The sequence below is a fragment of the Pseudomonas sp. GM78 genome, from assembly GCF_000282475.1.
Taxonomy (GTDB): domain Bacteria; phylum Pseudomonadota; class Gammaproteobacteria; order Pseudomonadales; family Pseudomonadaceae; genus Aquipseudomonas.
Genome location: NZ_AKJF01000141.1, coordinates 24803 through 38652, shown reverse-complemented (window position 1 = coordinate 38652; position 13850 = coordinate 24803). Strand labels below are relative to the sequence as shown.

Below are 13850 nucleotides of genomic sequence, written 5' to 3'. Positions count from 1 at the left end.
GAGCCCTTGGTTACTTGGGGCTCTTCCAAGTGACTCGCTGTAAAAGCGAAACCCTAGGTGGCCGTTACCGCAGGAATGGATATGTACACCTGAAAGAGAATGGTCGGCCGCCAGGCCGCCATCGTTTGAAATCTTAAGTACGCATCCCCCGCCCACTCACCAGCAACCGCGCACAACCGATGTACAACACAACCGTCGCCACCACCATGAACGTAATCGCAATGCTGATCCGGATATCCGAGACCCCGAGAATGCCGTAGCGAAACGCATTGACCATGTGCAACACCGGGTTGGCCAGGGACACCGTCTGCCAGAACGGCGGCAGCAACGAGATCGAATAGAACACCCCGCCCAGGTAGGTCAAGGGCGTCAGCACAAACGTCGGGATGATCGAGATGTCATCGAAGTTGCGCGCAAACACAGCGTTGATGAAGCCCAGCAGCGAGAAGATGGTCGCCGTCAGCACCACCACCAGAATGGTCACGCCCAGGTGATGCACCTGCAAATCAGTGAAGAACAGCGACAACAGCGTCACGATGATCCCGACCATCAAGCCGCGCAGCACGCCACCGAGGGTGTAGCCGATCAGAATGGTGTGTGGCGACACCGGCGATACCATCAATTCCTCAATGGAACGCTGGAACTTGCTGCCGAAGAAACTCGACACCACGTTGCCGTAGGAGTTGGTGATCACCGACATCATGATCAGCCCCGGCACGATGTACTCCATATAGGTGAAGCCACCCATGTCGCCGATTTGCCGGCCGATCAGATTGCCGAAGATCACGAAGTACAGAACCATGGTGATCGCTGGCGGCAGCAAGGTCTGCGGCCAGATCCGGGTAAAGCGCCGGACCTCACGGTAAACGATGGTATTGAGGGCTACGAGGTTAGGCTGCAGCTCGGAACTCATACCGCCACCTTCGACAGATTTTTCTCCACCAGGGACACGAACAACTCCTCGAGGCGATTGGTTTTGTTACGCAGGCTCAGCACTTCGATGTTCTGTTGGGCCAACTGTGTGAACAGCGCAGTGATGCCCATGCTTTTGTCCACCTGGACTTCCAGGGTGTGGCCATCGAGCAACCGTGATGGATAGCCGATCAGCTGCGGTGGCGCGCTCACACCGCCCTTCAAATCCAGGAGGAAGGTCTCGACATGCAGCTGGCCGAGCAGCTGCTTCATGCTGGTGTTCTCGACGATGGTGCCGTGGTCGATGATGCCGATGTTGCGGCACAACTGCTCAGCCTCTTCCAGATAGTGCGTGGTGAGGATGATGGTGATGCCTTTCTTGTTCAGCTCGGTGAGGAAGGTCCACATCGAACGACGCAGCTCGATGTCCACCCCGGCAGTCGGTTCGTCGAGGATCAACAGGCGCGGCTCGTGGACCAGCGCGCGGGCGATCATCAGGCGACGCTTCATGCCACCGGACAGCGAACGCGACGGCACATCGCGCTTGTCCCACAGGCCCAGCTGGGTCAGGTACTGCTCGGCGCGTTCCTTGGCGACTTTCGACGGGATGCCGTAGTAACCGGCCTGGGTCACGACGATGTCGAAGGTCTTTTCAAACTGGTTGAAGTTGAACTCCTGGGGTACCACGCCGATGGAGCGCTTGAGCGCCGCCGGGTTCTTGTCCAGGTCATGACCGAAGATATTCACCGTGCCGCTGGTCTTGTTCACCAGGGTCGAGAGAATGCCGATGGTCGTGGATTTGCCGGCGCCGTTGGGGCCGAGCAAGGCGAAGAAGTCACCTTCGGCGACATCCAGATCGATACCACTCAAGGCCTGGAAACCGTTGCCGTAGGTTTTGGTTAGCTGCCGTATGGACAGAGCGGAACTCATATCGGATTACGCACCAAGAAGGGAAGAAAGGGACAAATAAGGGCGGGCGGAAAGCAATGCAACCGCGGCGCATGGACGCAATGGTGCTTGTCGCCGCCCCACAAGTACAGTCAAGTGTGTCGATAGTGAGTATTAAGTCAACGCGGTCATGACCGCCTTGCGATACGCCGGACGCTGTTGCAACCTTGCGTACCAGGCCTCCAGGCGGGGCAGCGGCGAACGCTCGATCGGCATCTCGAACCAGGCATAAATGAAACTGCCCAGGGGAATGTCGCCCATGCCGATCTCGTCACCGGACAGGTATGGCTGGGTCGCCAGTGCCTGGTCAGCCATCGCCAGCAGCGTCTCGCATTCCTTGATCGCCGCCTTGATCGCGGGCCAGTCCTGTTGATCGGCGGGGGTGCGCAACACGCCCCAGAACACCGTGCGGAAGGGACCTGCAAAACTCGACGTGGTCCAGTCCATCCACTTCTCGGCGCTGGCCCGCGCTTGCAGGTCTGCCGGGTACCACGGGGTATTCGGCGCATGCCTGGCCATCAGATAACGGACGATGGCGTTGGACTCCCACAACACGAATCCATCCTCTTCAATCACCGGCACGCGGCCATTGGGGTTCATGGCGCGGTACTCGGGCGTATCGACGACACCAAAGGCGCCGCCCGCATCGATGGCCTCATAGGCCAGGCCCAGTTCCTCGGCGGCCCACAATGGTTTCCTGACATTCGATGAATTTTTCCGACCCCAGATCTTCAGCATGTGCGCCTCTCGATTGATGAATGCGCAGGCAGCATACGCCGGATCAGGCGCGACTCAAATCGCTCTGCATGTCCCCCAGCAGCGGCGCAAGATGCTCGCCGAACAAGTGCGGATAACACTTTTCAAGGTGCTCGAAGAAGAACCTTTCCGGCACGTCGGTGAACTGGCCGTGGTCGATCAGGTACTCCATCAATTTCTCGCCGTCGCGATTGAAGGGATGGAAAACGCTGTCATTGATCCCGTCGAATTCCAGCGGTGCCACATTGAACAGGTCGCACAAGCCCTGGTTGAACGCAGGGGTGGCCTTGACCCAACGACCCTTCAGGTAAAGCTCGGTGTAGCCGTGCATGGCGAACACGTCGCTCTTGAGCAATTCGAGCAGGCGCGGGGTCGACAGATGATTGCGTACGTCCGCCAGACCGATGCGTGCAGCAATCCCGCAATGCCGTGCAGCCCCTGCCAGCAAGGTGGCTTTGGGCACGCAGTAACTTTCCCCGGTCGCCAGCGCATAACTGCCGCGCAGGGTCTGTGGATCGCGGCTGAAAGTGTATGGGTTGTAGCGCACCGCCTCGCGCACGGCGTAATAGAGATGGATCGCCTGCTCGAGCGGGTCGCGACTGGCACCGCGATGTTTTTCGGCGAACTCCACCACCGAGGGGTGGTCACTATCGATGAAGCGGCCGGGGCTCAGGTACTCGTGCATGAGGGCAATCTCCTTGGCAAGTCCCGAGTCTAACGAGTGGTTCAGCACAGAGACAACGACGTTTCGGCCAAACATGGGCGCTTTGCCGCCCGCTCAATGAACGATTTTTCACGGTCTGTCGCACCGAAGGCCTACACAATCATCCAGGGTTTCCCACAGTTTCAATCCCCTCGCTCTGACCACCCCGTTTCGCGGATGCCGTCTAAGCTCTGTGGGTTGGTTCGCCCTGGGTTCACGGAGGATTAAATATGCTGCTGTTGTGGATACTGGTTCTGGTTGTCGGGATAGCTTATTTAGCCCATCGTCGTATCGCGCCGTTGCCTGTATTGGGCATCGTGGCTGTCTATCTGCTGGCAATGGGCGCGCTCAGTCGCGCACCGGGCTGGCTTTTGGTGATTTTCTGGGTGCTGACCGCCGCCGTGGCAGCTCCCCTGCTGTTGCCTGATCTGCGCCGCAAATTATTCAGCGCACCGATGTTCAACTGGTTCCAGAAAACCCTGCCGCCGATGTCGGAAACCGAACGTGACGCCATCGAAGCCGGCACCGTGTGGTGGGACGGCGAGCTGTTCAGCGGTCGCCCGGACTGGAACAAACTACTGTCCTACCCCAAAGCGCAACTGAACGAAGAAGAACAGGCCTTTATCGACGGCCCGACTGAAGAACTCTGCGCCATGGTCAGCGACTGGCAGCTCGGGCAAACCATGGACTTGCCGGCCGAGGCCTGGACCTACATCAAGGACAACGGCTTCTTTGCCCTGATCATTCCCAAGGAGTTTGGCGGCAAGGGTTTCTCGGCCTATGCCCACTCGCAAGTGGCGATGAAACTGGCCAGCCACAGCGGCGATCTCGCCTCCACCGTGATGGTCCCCAATTCCCTCGGCCCGGCCGAGCTGTTGCTGCATTACGGCACTGATGAACAACGCAACCACTACCTGCCACGCCTGGCGCGCGGCGACGAAATCCCCTGCTTTGCACTGACCGGTCCCTTGGCCGGCTCCGACGCGGGCGGCATGCCCGACACCGGGGTGATCTGCAAAGGCGAATGGGAAGGCAAGGAAACCCTCGGCCTGCGCCTGAACTGGGAAAAGCGCTACATCACCCTGGGTCCGGTCGCCACCCTGCTCGGCCTGGCATTCAAGGCCTACGACCCGGACCATCTGCTGGGAGAAGAGGAAGACCTGGGTATCAGCCTCGCGCTGATCCCAACCGATCTACCCGGTGTGGAAATCGGCCGTCGCCACCTGCCCTTGGGCGCGGCATTCATGAATGGTCCGAACTCCGGCAAGGACGTGTTCGTACCGCTGGAGTTCCTGATCGGCGGCCAGGAAATGCTCGGCAAGGGCTGGATGATGCTGATGAATTGCCTGTCCGTCGGGCGCTCGATTTCCCTGCCGGCGGTGGGCACCGGCATGGCCAAGTTCACCAGCCTGGTGACCGGCCAGTACGCGCAGATTCGCGAGCAGTTCAACGTGCCGATTGCCGCTTTCGAAGGCATTCAGGAAGCCATGGCACGCATCGGCGGCAACGCCTGGATGATGGATGCCGCGCGGATGCTGACCGCCAACGCGGTGGACCTCGGCGAGAAACCGTCGGTGCTGTCGGCGATTCTCAAGTACCACCTCACCGAGCGTGGCCGCGAGTGCATCAGCCACGCGATGGATGTGCACGGCGGCAAGGCGATCATCATGGGGCCGAACAACTACCTGGGACGCAAATGGAACGGCGCACCGATCTTCATTACCGTGGAAGGCGCGAACATTCTTTCGCGCAACCTGATGATCTTCGGCCAGGGCGCGATTCGCTGCCACCCCTTCGTGCTCAAGGAAATGGCCCTGGCCACTCGGGAGGACAAGGACCAGGCACTCACCGAGTTCGATGGCCTGCTGCTCAAGCACATCGGCTTTGCCGTGGGCAACGCCGCCAGCACGCTGGTGCTGAACCTCGGTTTCGGGCAACTGGAGCACGTGCCGGGCGACAAGCTCAGCCAGGGTTATTTCCGCGCGCTGAACCGTCAGGCTGCCGCATTCGCGCTGCTCGCCGACCTCAGCATGATGCTGCTCGGCGGCGAACTGAAACGCCGCGAACGCCTGTCGGCACGCCTCGGTGATGTGCTGAGCAACCTGTATCTGGCCAGCGCCGCGCTCAAGCGTTACAACGACCTCGACTCACCGGAATACATGAAGCCGCTGTTTACCTGGGCCATGGAGGAAAGCCTCGGTCACGGCGAGCGGGCCATGGATGAACTGCTGAACAACTTTCCGAACAAGGTGCTGGCCTGTCTGTTGCGGGTGATCGTGTTCCCGTTCGGGCGTCGCCACAAAGGCCCATCGGACAAACTCGGCGCCGAAGTCGCGGCAGTGATTGGTCGCGCCAAGGGTGATCCGGCCCTGGAGGAAGTGCTGCTGGGTTGCTACCGCCCGCAATCGGCCGAAGACCCTGTTGGCGTCCTGCAGCACACCTGCAATCAGTTGAACGCTGTGCAACCCTTACGCAAGAAACTGCATGTGGCGCTCAAGAGCGGCCAGCTCAAACCAGTCGCAGGGGAAAATGTCATCGATGCGGCATTGGAAGCCGGGGTGTTGCAACCGGTGGAAGCTCACACGCTACGTGAGGCCGAAGCGGCGCGGCGCAAAGTGATCGACGTTGATGCTTTCGATAAAGATGCAATAGCCCTGACCGATGGCAAGGTGCGCTGACCCATCCAGCGCTCCATCATGGGAAAATGCGCGCGGGAGCTTTATACTCCCGCGCCCGTTTTGCTCTTGAGGACTTATCTCGTGTCCAACATCGTTGCCGATCATCTCGTTTTGCTCGACCATTTGCGCAGCATCCTGGTCGCCGTAGGTGAGGCCGAACAGGTTCCCGACGAAAGCCATGCCTTGTTCCTGGAGCGCTTCGACGAACTGCTTGCACTGCTGCCGGTCGACCCGATCGAAAGCCAATACCTGGGCCAGGACATTCTGTGCCAGGTCATCACCCGCTACCCGCAAATCGCCCACCTGGTGCCACGCGACCTGCTGTGGTACTTCGCCGGTGACTGCCTGCATTACATGCCCGATGATGAAATCGACCTGTACCAGGCACTGGAGGAGCGTCGTTTCGAAGCCGAACAGAATGACGAACCTTTCGACTGGAACCAGGAAAAACAGCTTTTGTCCTTGTCGAATCAAGACAGCAAGCACTGATCCGCAATCGGCAATGAAAAAGGCCCGCATGGTTGAACCTGCGGGCCTTTTTTTTGGATCAAAAGATCGCAGCCTGCGGCAGCTCCTACAGGGTGTACGCAATTTCTTTGGAGCTGCCGCAGGCTGCGATCTTTGCTTTTGATTCAGAACAAGCCCTCGCTCTCGGGCAACTCATATTCCGATACAGCCATACTCATTGGGCTCGACTTGCCTGGCTTGCCCAACGTCGGCTCCTTCTCCAGGCACTCCACCAGGTAATCGATCAACACCCGCAGCTTGGGAGGCAGGTATCGAGTGGGCGAGTACAGCAGCCACGCGCCTCCATGGTAGGAGGCCAGAAACGTCCAGTCCGGCAGTACTTGCACCATCAATCCCTTCTCCAGGGCACGACGCGCGGTGAAGTACGGCAGGCTGCCGATGCCGATGTGCTGCAGTACCGCGCCAAACCGTATACCTGTGTGATTGGCGGCATATCGCCCGCGCACCCCGACGGTTACCGTTTTACTGCCTTTCTTAAACTTCCAGCGTGCATCGCTCGGGGTTTCGCCCAGGTAGATGCAACTGTGGTTGAGCAAATCATGGGGGTGGGTCGGCGTACCGTGCTCAGCCAGGTATTGGGGTGTGGCGCAGAGCAAATGGTCGATGCTCAGCAACTGTCGCCCCACCAGTCCCGCGGGCGGCCGGTCGGTGATCCGAATCGCCAGGTCGACGTGATCGTCGATCAGGTCCACCTGGCGATCCTCAAGCAACAGCTCCACATCCACCTTGGGATAACGGCGCAAAAACTCCGGCATATGTGGGTGAATCACGATTCGGCCTACCGCTTTGGGGACGCTGAGGCGCACTACCCCCTCAGGCTCATCAGTGAACTGACCACTGATTTCCATCACTGACCGGGCGGCGTTGACCATCTCCTGACAGCGCTTGAAGACCTCTTCGCCACCGTCGCTCAAACGTAACTTGCGCGTGGTTCGTTGCAGCAGGCGAGTGGCCAGGGCCTTTTCCAGGCGCGAGATGCTGCGACTGACAGCCGAGGGCGAAGAACCCAACTGGCGTGCGGCTTCGGAGAAGCTGCCGGTTTCGACGACCTTGACGAAAATCGCCATTTCACCCAGCAGTGGCAGTGGAAGATTTATGCTCACAACGCAACAGTCCTTTGATGTTTGAACGGATTATCACGCTAAATCACGCTTCATATAATAAAAAATAGAAATTTGAATACGAGCATGGCATATGACGCTTCGCCTCTTTTTCCATAGTGATGAGCTCAAGGCCAATGTGGAAGTCCTGGACTGCGCACCCCACGAGAGCGAATTTGCCGTGGTACTGCGCGCCACCCTGTTTCACCCCCAGGGCGGCGGACAACCTTGTGATACGGGCTGGATTGGCCAGAGCCGGGTACTGCGCGTAGTCCAGGACCCAGACCGGATCGTCCATTTCGTCGATCAGCCGGTCAACCTTGGCATGACCCAGATCCGGATCGACGAACAACGTCGCCAGTTCAATACGCGCATGCATTCGGCCGGCCATTTGATTGGCCACTTCGTCCAGGCCATGGGCTGGATGCCGATCAAGGCGCATCACTGGCCCGGCGAAGGGCGGGTGCAATTCAAACCCGCAGAATCGGCGCAGGACGTTGACGCGCAGACCGTTCAAAACGGCCTCGAACAGTGGATCGCCCATGATCTGCCGCGCCTGACATCGCTGCGCGAAGGCGCCCGGGAAATCAGTTTCGGTGAACTGCCCGCTTATGGCTGTGGCGGCACCCATGTACGTAGCCTGAAGGATTTGGGCGCGGTCACGATCACGGCCCTCTCGCAAAAGAAAGGCACGTTGTCCGTCCACTACCACGTGGACTGAGTCCTGCGACCTTCTGGAGTTGAGATGCTTTCGAATTACCTGGGCGAGTTCCTGGCACTGGCAACAATTCACTTTCTGGCCGTTGTCGCTCCCGGACCGGATTTCGCCGTGACGATTCGCCAGAGTGTGCGTTTCGGCCGGGTGGTTGGTATCTGCACGGCACTGGGGATCGGCGCGGGGATTTCCGTGCACGTGCTGTACACCTTGCTCGCTGTCGGCGCGCTGATGCATAGCATTCCCTGGCTGTTGACGGTGGCCAAGGTCGTGGGGGGTGCCTACATTCTTTATCTGGGTGTGAGCCTGGTGCGCAGCCGGCCGAAATCCGTTTTGGAAGGCGATCAGCCGACTGATCAGCCAGTGGTCGAGCAAACGCTGCTGAAGGCGTTTACGACGGGCTTTCTGACCAACGCCACCAATCCCAAGGCCACCTTGTTCTTCCTGGCAATCTTCACCACGATCATCAGCGCCACGACACCGCTGGAGATTCAGGCGCTCTACGGTGCCTGGATGTGCCTTGTGAATGCCCTGTGGTTTGTGATCGTTGCCTTGTTCTTTTCCAGCAGTCGGGTGAGGTTGCTGTTCATGCGCATGGGGCACTGGTTCGAACTCAGCATGGGGGTGATCCTGATCCTGTTTGCCGGGCGGTTGATCCTGTCGATGTAATTGCGCGCGCACACAAAAGGCCCGCTCAGTCTGACTGGCGGGCTTTTTTTGTGATGACGATAAATCACGCGCAAACAAAAACGCCGCTCAATGAGCGGCGTTTTTGTTAAATATGGAGCGGGAAACGAGACTCGAACTCGCGACCCCGACCTTGGCAAGGTCGTGCTCTACCAACTGAGCTATTCCCGCAAATTACATCCCCAAGGGGACTCAAACACTTGTTGCAAACAAAAACGCCGCTCGGTGAGCGGCATTCTCGTTAAATATGGAGCGGGAAACGAGACTCGAACTCGCGACCCCGACCTTGGCAAGGTCGTGCTCTACCAACTGAGCTATTCCCGCAAATGGCGTCCCCTAGGGGACTCGAACCCCTGTTACCGCCGTGAAAGGGCGGTGTCCTAGGCCACTAGACGAAGGGGACACGCTGCCCGGAACACATGGTGTGTGTTTCGGTGCCCAGATCCGCATCCGAAGACTTGGTTCTGGTTTCACTCAGTACCGCCCGAAAGCAATACTGTTTAAAATTGGAGCGGGAAACGAGACTCGAACTCGCGACCCCGACCTTGGCAAGGTCGTGCTCTACCAACTGAGCTATTCCCGCATTGGCGTCCCCTAGGGGACTCGAACCCCTGTTACCGCCGTGAAAGGGCGGTGTCCTAGGCCACTAGACGAAGGGGACACACTACAACATTCACTCCCTGCTTCGTTTCGCTGTTCGCTTTACGCTGCAAGTGGCGCGCATTCTATGGATGGATTGAGAGGTCGTCAACCCCCTGTTATAAATTTATTTAAATCAATGACTTCGCGTTGCTTTACGGCCCCTCCCGGCTTTTCCGTCGCCTGGGGTCTGGCGCCTATATTCTGACACCCACCAAGACGTTATAGTCGACGTCATGAGTGATGGCAATATGCTCCAGAGTGCCAGCATTTATATAAGCGGGCCGCGGCCGATACAACTTCAGCCACGCCGAGCCAGGCGACTTCACTCGCATGCAAACCCTATAAAGAGGTCTTACCGGTGACACCACTCATGATCGCCCTGCTCGTCGGAGCCGGGATTGCACTCTTGATCGCCATTGGCTACATCAACCATGTGGTGGAAAACAATAAGCTGGAAAAGGCCCGCACCAAGGTTGAACTCAATGACCGCCTGCGTCGCTGTGGTGAGATCACCGAGACGTTTCCCGGCCAGTTGATGACGCCAGGGCTCAAGCTGTTGCTGACCCGCCTGGAACTGAATGTTTGCCAACGCCTGCTGAACCTGGAAAAGACCAGCGCCAATCTCAAGGCACGGATCAGCGAACTGGAAGCTCTGGTGGGCCAGGGCGAATCGATTCCGGTCAACAATCCGCCGGCACCGATCCAGACGGAAGCCAAGGCCAAGGACGTGCGTTTCCTGCTCGAAGCCCTGCACGGCCAGATCACCCGCGCTGCCCAGGATGGTTTCCTGCCACCCAGCGAAGCCAAGGGCTGGATCCGTGAAGTGCGCCACATCCTGGTGCTGCTGCACATCGAGTTTTTCAACAACCTCGGCCAGCATTCCCTGCAACAGAACCAGCCGGGCCAGGCACGGCTGGCGTTCGAACGCGGCGTGCAGTACCTGCGCAAACAGCAAGATCCCCAGGTTTATGCCGAACAACTGGAATACCTGGAAAAACTCCTGGCCCGCGCCAACGACCAGGTCATGGACCGTATAGCTCCTGTAGAAGGCGACATCAACCAATTGACCGAAGGCCTCAAGGATGTCGAGGCGGATGCGGACTGGAAGAAGAAAGTGATCTACGACTGATCATTCGAACAACGTAGAAAAGCCACCGGGTCAGGTGGCTTTTTTTGCCCTGTAGGAGCAAAGCTTGCTCGCGATAACGGTTGGTCAGCTGTATCGATGTTGTCTGACACTCAGCCATCGCGAGCAAGCTTTGCTCCTACAGGCTCCAGGGGTAGGTATTAAAGCCTGAAATGCCCCACCATCCCCTTCAACTCAACCCCCAACTGCGCCAACTCGATACTCGACGCCGCGTTGCCCTGCATCGCCAGCGAAGACTGGTCCGCACTCGCACGAATGCTCGTGACGCTGCGATTGATTTCCTCGGCCACCGAGCTCTGCTCCTCGGCAGCAGCGGCGATCTGCTGGTTCATCTGCTGAATCAAGGACACGGCCGCCGCAATACTCCCCAGCGCACTCTCGGTCTGCAGTGCATCACTGACGGCCAGTTTCACCAACTCGCCACTGCTTTGTATCTGCTGCACCGAGGCCTGCGCCGCAGAGCGCAAGGCGCTGACCAGTCGCTCGATCTCTTCGGTCGATTGCTGGGTGCGCTTGGCCAGGGCCCGCACTTCATCGGCCACCACCGCAAAGCCCCTGCCCTGCTCGCCAGCCCGGGCCGCTTCGATGGCCGCGTTCAGGGCCAACAGGTTGGTCTGTTCCGCCACGCTCTTGATAACGCCCAGCACCGTGCCGATGTTCTGGATTTCCGCACTCAGGCTTTCGATGCTTGAACTGGCCGACGTGGCGGAATCCGCCAGTTGCTCGATCCGCACCATGCTCTGGCGCACCACCTGTTGCCCGCTTTCAACCTTGCCATCGGCCGTTTGCGCCGCCAGCGCGGCCTCCTCCGCATTACGCGCGACGTCGTGCACAGTGGCGGTCATCTGGTTCATGGCCGTCGCCACCTGCTCGGTTTCTTCCTTCTGGCTGCTGACTTCGAGGTTGGTCTGTTCGGTCACGGCAGACAAGGATTGCGCTGAAGTGGCCAACTGCTCGATGCCCGCCTGCAAGCCGCTGACAATTTGGCTCAGCCCTGCACCCATCTGCTGCATGGCCTGCATCAACTGACCGATCTCGTCACGGCGGGTCACTTCGACCTTCGCACTCAGGTCCCCTGCAGCGATCTGCTGCGCCACCTTAATCACAGTGCGCAGCGGCGCCACGATCAAGCGGGTAATTACCCAGGCCGCAATCAAGCCGACCAGCAAGGCCAGCACGGAAGAGCCGAGTATCAGCAGGGAGTTGTTTTTCAGTTGCGCCTGCATCGACTGGTCTTCAGCGACATAGGCCTGATCCACCCGTTCCACCACTTGGGCAGCGCGTTGATGCAATTGCTGGTAGACGGTTTTTTCCTGCTCCAGCAGGCCGGTGTACTCAGCGAGCTTGTCGCTGAAGCTGGCGATATGGCCGGTGACTTCATTGAGGACCGTCTGGTAGCCCTCATCCTTGACCGTGGTCTTTAGTTGCTCGGCCTGGGTCAGCGCCTGGCTGGCCTGCTCGATCTTGCCCTGCCCGGCGCTGTCGTCGCCCTTGCGGCTCTGGTCCAGACGCACGCGTGCTTCGTTCATGGCTTGCAGCATCAACCGCGAAACCTGGCTGACCTGACTGGCTTGCTCGATGAATGCCGCCCCGTCCTTGCCTTCGGTTTCCTTCAAGGTATAAGCGCCATCATCGGCGAGCCCGGCTTGCAGGATGTCGAGGTTGTTGGCCACGCTGGACACCGACCAACTGGCCATTTCCAGCGCCAGGTCCTTGGCCTGGCTGAGCGAGACAAACTCGTCAAACGCCTTGCGGTAAGCGACCAGGGACTGCTCGACATCATTCATCACCGGTACGTTGGTCGCCGACGCTGACTTGAGCTGGTTTGCCAGGTCGATCAGGCCGTCAACGCCTGCGTGCAGGGCATCGACGGTTTTCGGGCTGCCGTGCAAGGCATATTCCTGCTCCAGCAGTCGCACCTTGAGCAGGCCGCTGTTGAGCGAAGACATCTGCTTGAGCCCGTCGAAGCGCTGGCTGATGGTTTGCAGCGACCATACGCCGATCGCCGCCACCAGGGCTGTCAGCAACAACACCAGCGCAAACCCCACACCCAGTTTTTTTGCCATACCGAGGTTGGCAAAACGTCCTTGCACGGCCGAATTCATTGCACTCAGTCCCCCCGCCATTATCAGTAGCGGCAGAGTCGCAATGGCCCTGTATCAACACAAGACTCTGGCGCCTGAATAATGGCAAAAAGCTACGTCAACGTCGCTTTCAGAACGCTGGAGGTCGATCCGCTATCAAAACGCGGTAACTCCGCCATCCACGGCCAATGAGTGCCCCGTGGTGAACGCCGCGCCATCGCTGCACAGGTACAGCACCGCGCTGGCGATTTCTTCGACCTTGCCGATGCGGCCGACCGGGTGCATCGCATTGGCGAACTCGCCTTTCTTCGGGTCTGCTTCATAAGCACGGCGGAACATGTCGGTGTCGATCACCGCCGGGCACACGGCATTGACGCGGATTTTTTTCTTGGCGTATTCAATCGCGGCCGATTTGGTCAGGCCGATGACCGCGTGCTTGGACGCCGCGTAGATGCTCATCTTCGGCGCAGCCCCAAGGCCGGCCACTGACGCGGTGTTGACGATTGCACCGCCGCCCTGGGCCAGCAGCAAAGGAAGCTGGTATTTCATGCACAGCCAGACACCCTTGACGTTGACGCCCATGATCGCGTCAAACTCGTCGACCGTACCCTCGGCCAGCTTGCCTTTCTCGATCTCGATACCGGCATTGTTGAAGGCATAGTCGAGACGGCCGTAGGTATTGACCACTTCATCCATCAGATTCTTTACATCGCTTTCCAGTGTCACGTTGCAACGCACGAACGTCGCTTCGCCGCCTGCCGTACGGATCAGCGCGACCGTGCCCTCGCCGCCCGCGGTGTCCATGTCGGCCACCACCACCTTCAGGCCTTCGGCGGCAAACGCCTGGGCAGTGGCCCGGCCAATGCCGGCTGCCGCGCCTGTCACTACTGCCACCTGGCCGGAAAACGTCATGCTCATTGTTCAGTCCTCGAAGATAAGTTTGCGGGGGA

General features: G+C 59.1%; 12 protein-coding genes, 5 tRNA genes and 1 pseudogene. 5 read left to right on the top strand and 13 right to left on the bottom strand.

Annotated features, from left to right (window positions below; genetic code table 11):
• Positions 1–133 precede the first annotated feature (133 nt).
• The 4 genes from PMI35_RS08815 to PMI35_RS08830 form a co-directional block, all read right to left on the bottom strand.
• A complete protein-coding gene (locus PMI35_RS08815; RefSeq protein ID WP_008062909.1) occupies positions 134–913 on the bottom strand; it encodes an ABC transporter permease in 780 nt (259 codons plus the stop codon).
• Positions 910–1842 (bottom strand): ABC transporter ATP-binding protein, encoded by a 933-nt coding sequence (locus PMI35_RS08820; RefSeq protein ID WP_008062908.1) that lies wholly within the window; start codon positions 1840–1842, stop codon positions 910–912. Before PMI35_RS08820 ends, PMI35_RS08815 begins: the two co-directional genes overlap by 4 nt.
• Positions 1843–1974: 132 nt before the next feature.
• Positions 1975–2598, bottom strand: a complete 624-nt coding sequence (locus tag PMI35_RS08825) for a glutathione S-transferase family protein (protein WP_008062907.1) — start codon at positions 2596–2598, stop codon at positions 1975–1977.
• A 43-nt stretch (positions 2599–2641) separates the two neighbouring features.
• Positions 2642–3301, bottom strand: a complete 660-nt coding sequence (locus PMI35_RS08830; protein WP_008062906.1) for a transglutaminase-like domain-containing protein — start codon at positions 3299–3301, stop codon at positions 2642–2644.
• 248 nt (positions 3302–3549) lie between these two features.
• On the opposite strand from PMI35_RS08830, the gene PMI35_RS08835 reads away from it, so the two are divergent.
• Together PMI35_RS08835 and PMI35_RS08840 are read left to right on the top strand one after the other, a co-directional pair.
• Positions 3550–5997: an acyl-CoA dehydrogenase gene (locus PMI35_RS08835; RefSeq protein ID WP_008062905.1), complete on the top strand. Its 2448-nt coding sequence runs from the start codon at positions 3550–3552 to the stop codon at positions 5995–5997.
• Positions 5998–6078: 81 nt separating this feature from the next.
• Entirely contained in the window at positions 6079–6486 is a 408-nt protein-coding gene (locus PMI35_RS08840; RefSeq protein WP_008062898.1) for a PA2817 family protein, read from the top strand.
• 143 nt (positions 6487–6629) lie between these two features.
• Here PMI35_RS08840 and PMI35_RS08845 read toward each other — a convergent pair whose 3' ends face one another.
• Positions 6630–7628, bottom strand: a complete 999-nt coding sequence (locus PMI35_RS08845; RefSeq protein WP_008062897.1) for a LysR family transcriptional regulator — start codon at positions 7626–7628, stop codon at positions 6630–6632.
• A 91-nt stretch (positions 7629–7719) separates the two neighbouring features.
• Between PMI35_RS08845 and PMI35_RS08850 the strand changes: the two genes are divergently transcribed.
• Both PMI35_RS08850 and PMI35_RS08855 read left to right on the top strand, forming a co-directional pair.
• The gene (locus tag PMI35_RS08850; protein ID WP_008062896.1) at positions 7720–8346 is read left to right on the top strand and encodes a hypothetical protein; all 627 of its coding nucleotides are present in this window, start codon (positions 7720–7722) and stop codon (positions 8344–8346) included.
• Between the two features lie 24 nt (positions 8347–8370).
• On the top strand, positions 8371–9009 hold the full coding sequence (locus PMI35_RS08855) for a LysE family translocator (RefSeq protein WP_008062895.1): 639 nt from the start codon (positions 8371–8373) through the stop codon (positions 9007–9009).
• Between the two features lie 113 nt (positions 9010–9122).
• On the opposite strand, the gene PMI35_RS08860 is transcribed toward PMI35_RS08855, so the two are convergent.
• The 5 genes from PMI35_RS08860 to PMI35_RS08880 all read right to left on the bottom strand — a co-directional run bounded on the left by PMI35_RS08860 (position 9123) and on the right by PMI35_RS08880 (position 9688).
• Positions 9123–9198 (bottom strand) — tRNA-Gly (locus PMI35_RS08860).
• A 77-nt stretch (positions 9199–9275) separates the two neighbouring features.
• A tRNA-Gly gene (locus PMI35_RS08865) sits at positions 9276–9351 on the bottom strand.
• Positions 9352–9354: 3 nt separating this feature from the next.
• Positions 9355–9430: transfer RNA gene (locus PMI35_RS08870), tRNA-Glu, on the bottom strand.
• A 104-nt stretch (positions 9431–9534) separates the two neighbouring features.
• A tRNA-Gly gene (locus PMI35_RS08875) sits at positions 9535–9610 on the bottom strand.
• Between the two features lie 2 nt (positions 9611–9612).
• Positions 9613–9688: transfer RNA gene (locus PMI35_RS08880), tRNA-Glu, on the bottom strand.
• 351 nt (positions 9689–10039) lie between these two features.
• Between PMI35_RS08880 and PMI35_RS08885 the strand changes: the two genes are divergently transcribed.
• Positions 10040–10798: a hypothetical protein gene (locus PMI35_RS08885; RefSeq protein WP_032831862.1), complete on the top strand. Its 759-nt coding sequence runs from the start codon at positions 10040–10042 to the stop codon at positions 10796–10798.
• Between the two features lie 158 nt (positions 10799–10956).
• On the opposite strand, the gene PMI35_RS35980 is transcribed toward PMI35_RS08885, so the two are convergent.
• The 3 genes and pseudogenes from PMI35_RS35980 to PMI35_RS08895 form a co-directional block, all read right to left on the bottom strand.
• Positions 10957–11820, bottom strand: coding sequence for a methyl-accepting chemotaxis protein (locus PMI35_RS35980; protein ID WP_443217067.1), 864 nt, complete (start codon positions 11818–11820; stop codon positions 10957–10959).
• A pseudogene (locus tag PMI35_RS35975) lies at positions 11815–12042 on the bottom strand (HAMP domain-containing protein); the annotation flags it as partial. The pseudogene PMI35_RS35975 and the gene PMI35_RS35980, both read right to left, overlap by 6 nt.
• A 1014-nt stretch (positions 12043–13056) precedes the next feature.
• The gene (locus PMI35_RS08895) at positions 13057–13818 is read right to left on the bottom strand and encodes an SDR family oxidoreductase (protein WP_008062892.1); all 762 of its coding nucleotides are present in this window, start codon (positions 13816–13818) and stop codon (positions 13057–13059) included.
• Between the last annotated feature and the right edge of the window lie 32 nt (positions 13819–13850).

What these genes read in the sequence shown, in the direction of transcription:
- PMI35_RS08815 (WP_008062909.1), bottom strand. Translation starts at nt 913, where the DNA reads ATGAGTTCCGAGCTGCAGCCTAACCTCGTAGCCCTCAATACCATCGTT.
- PMI35_RS08820 (WP_008062908.1), bottom strand. Translation starts at nt 1,842, where the DNA reads ATGAGTTCCGCTCTGTCCATACGGCAGCTAACCAAAACCTACGGCAAC.
- PMI35_RS08825 (WP_008062907.1), bottom strand. Translation starts at nt 2,598, where the DNA reads ATGCTGAAGATCTGGGGTCGGAAAAATTCATCGAATGTCAGGAAACCA.
- PMI35_RS08830 (WP_008062906.1), bottom strand. Translation starts at nt 3,301, where the DNA reads ATGCACGAGTACCTGAGCCCCGGCCGCTTCATCGATAGTGACCACCCC.
- PMI35_RS08835 (WP_008062905.1), top strand. Translation starts at nt 3,550, where the DNA reads ATGCTGCTGTTGTGGATACTGGTTCTGGTTGTCGGGATAGCTTATTTA.
- PMI35_RS08850 (WP_008062896.1), top strand. Translation starts at nt 7,720, where the DNA reads ATGACGCTTCGCCTCTTTTTCCATAGTGATGAGCTCAAGGCCAATGTG.
- PMI35_RS08855 (WP_008062895.1), top strand. Translation starts at nt 8,371, where the DNA reads ATGCTTTCGAATTACCTGGGCGAGTTCCTGGCACTGGCAACAATTCAC.
- PMI35_RS08885 (WP_032831862.1), top strand. Translation starts at nt 10,040, where the DNA reads ATGATCGCCCTGCTCGTCGGAGCCGGGATTGCACTCTTGATCGCCATT.
- PMI35_RS35980 (WP_443217067.1), bottom strand. Translation starts at nt 11,820, where the DNA reads ATGGGTGCAGGGCTGAGCCAAATTGTCAGCGGCTTGCAGGCGGGCATC.
- PMI35_RS08895 (WP_008062892.1), bottom strand. Translation starts at nt 13,818, where the DNA reads ATGAGCATGACGTTTTCCGGCCAGGTGGCAGTAGTGACAGGCGCGGCA.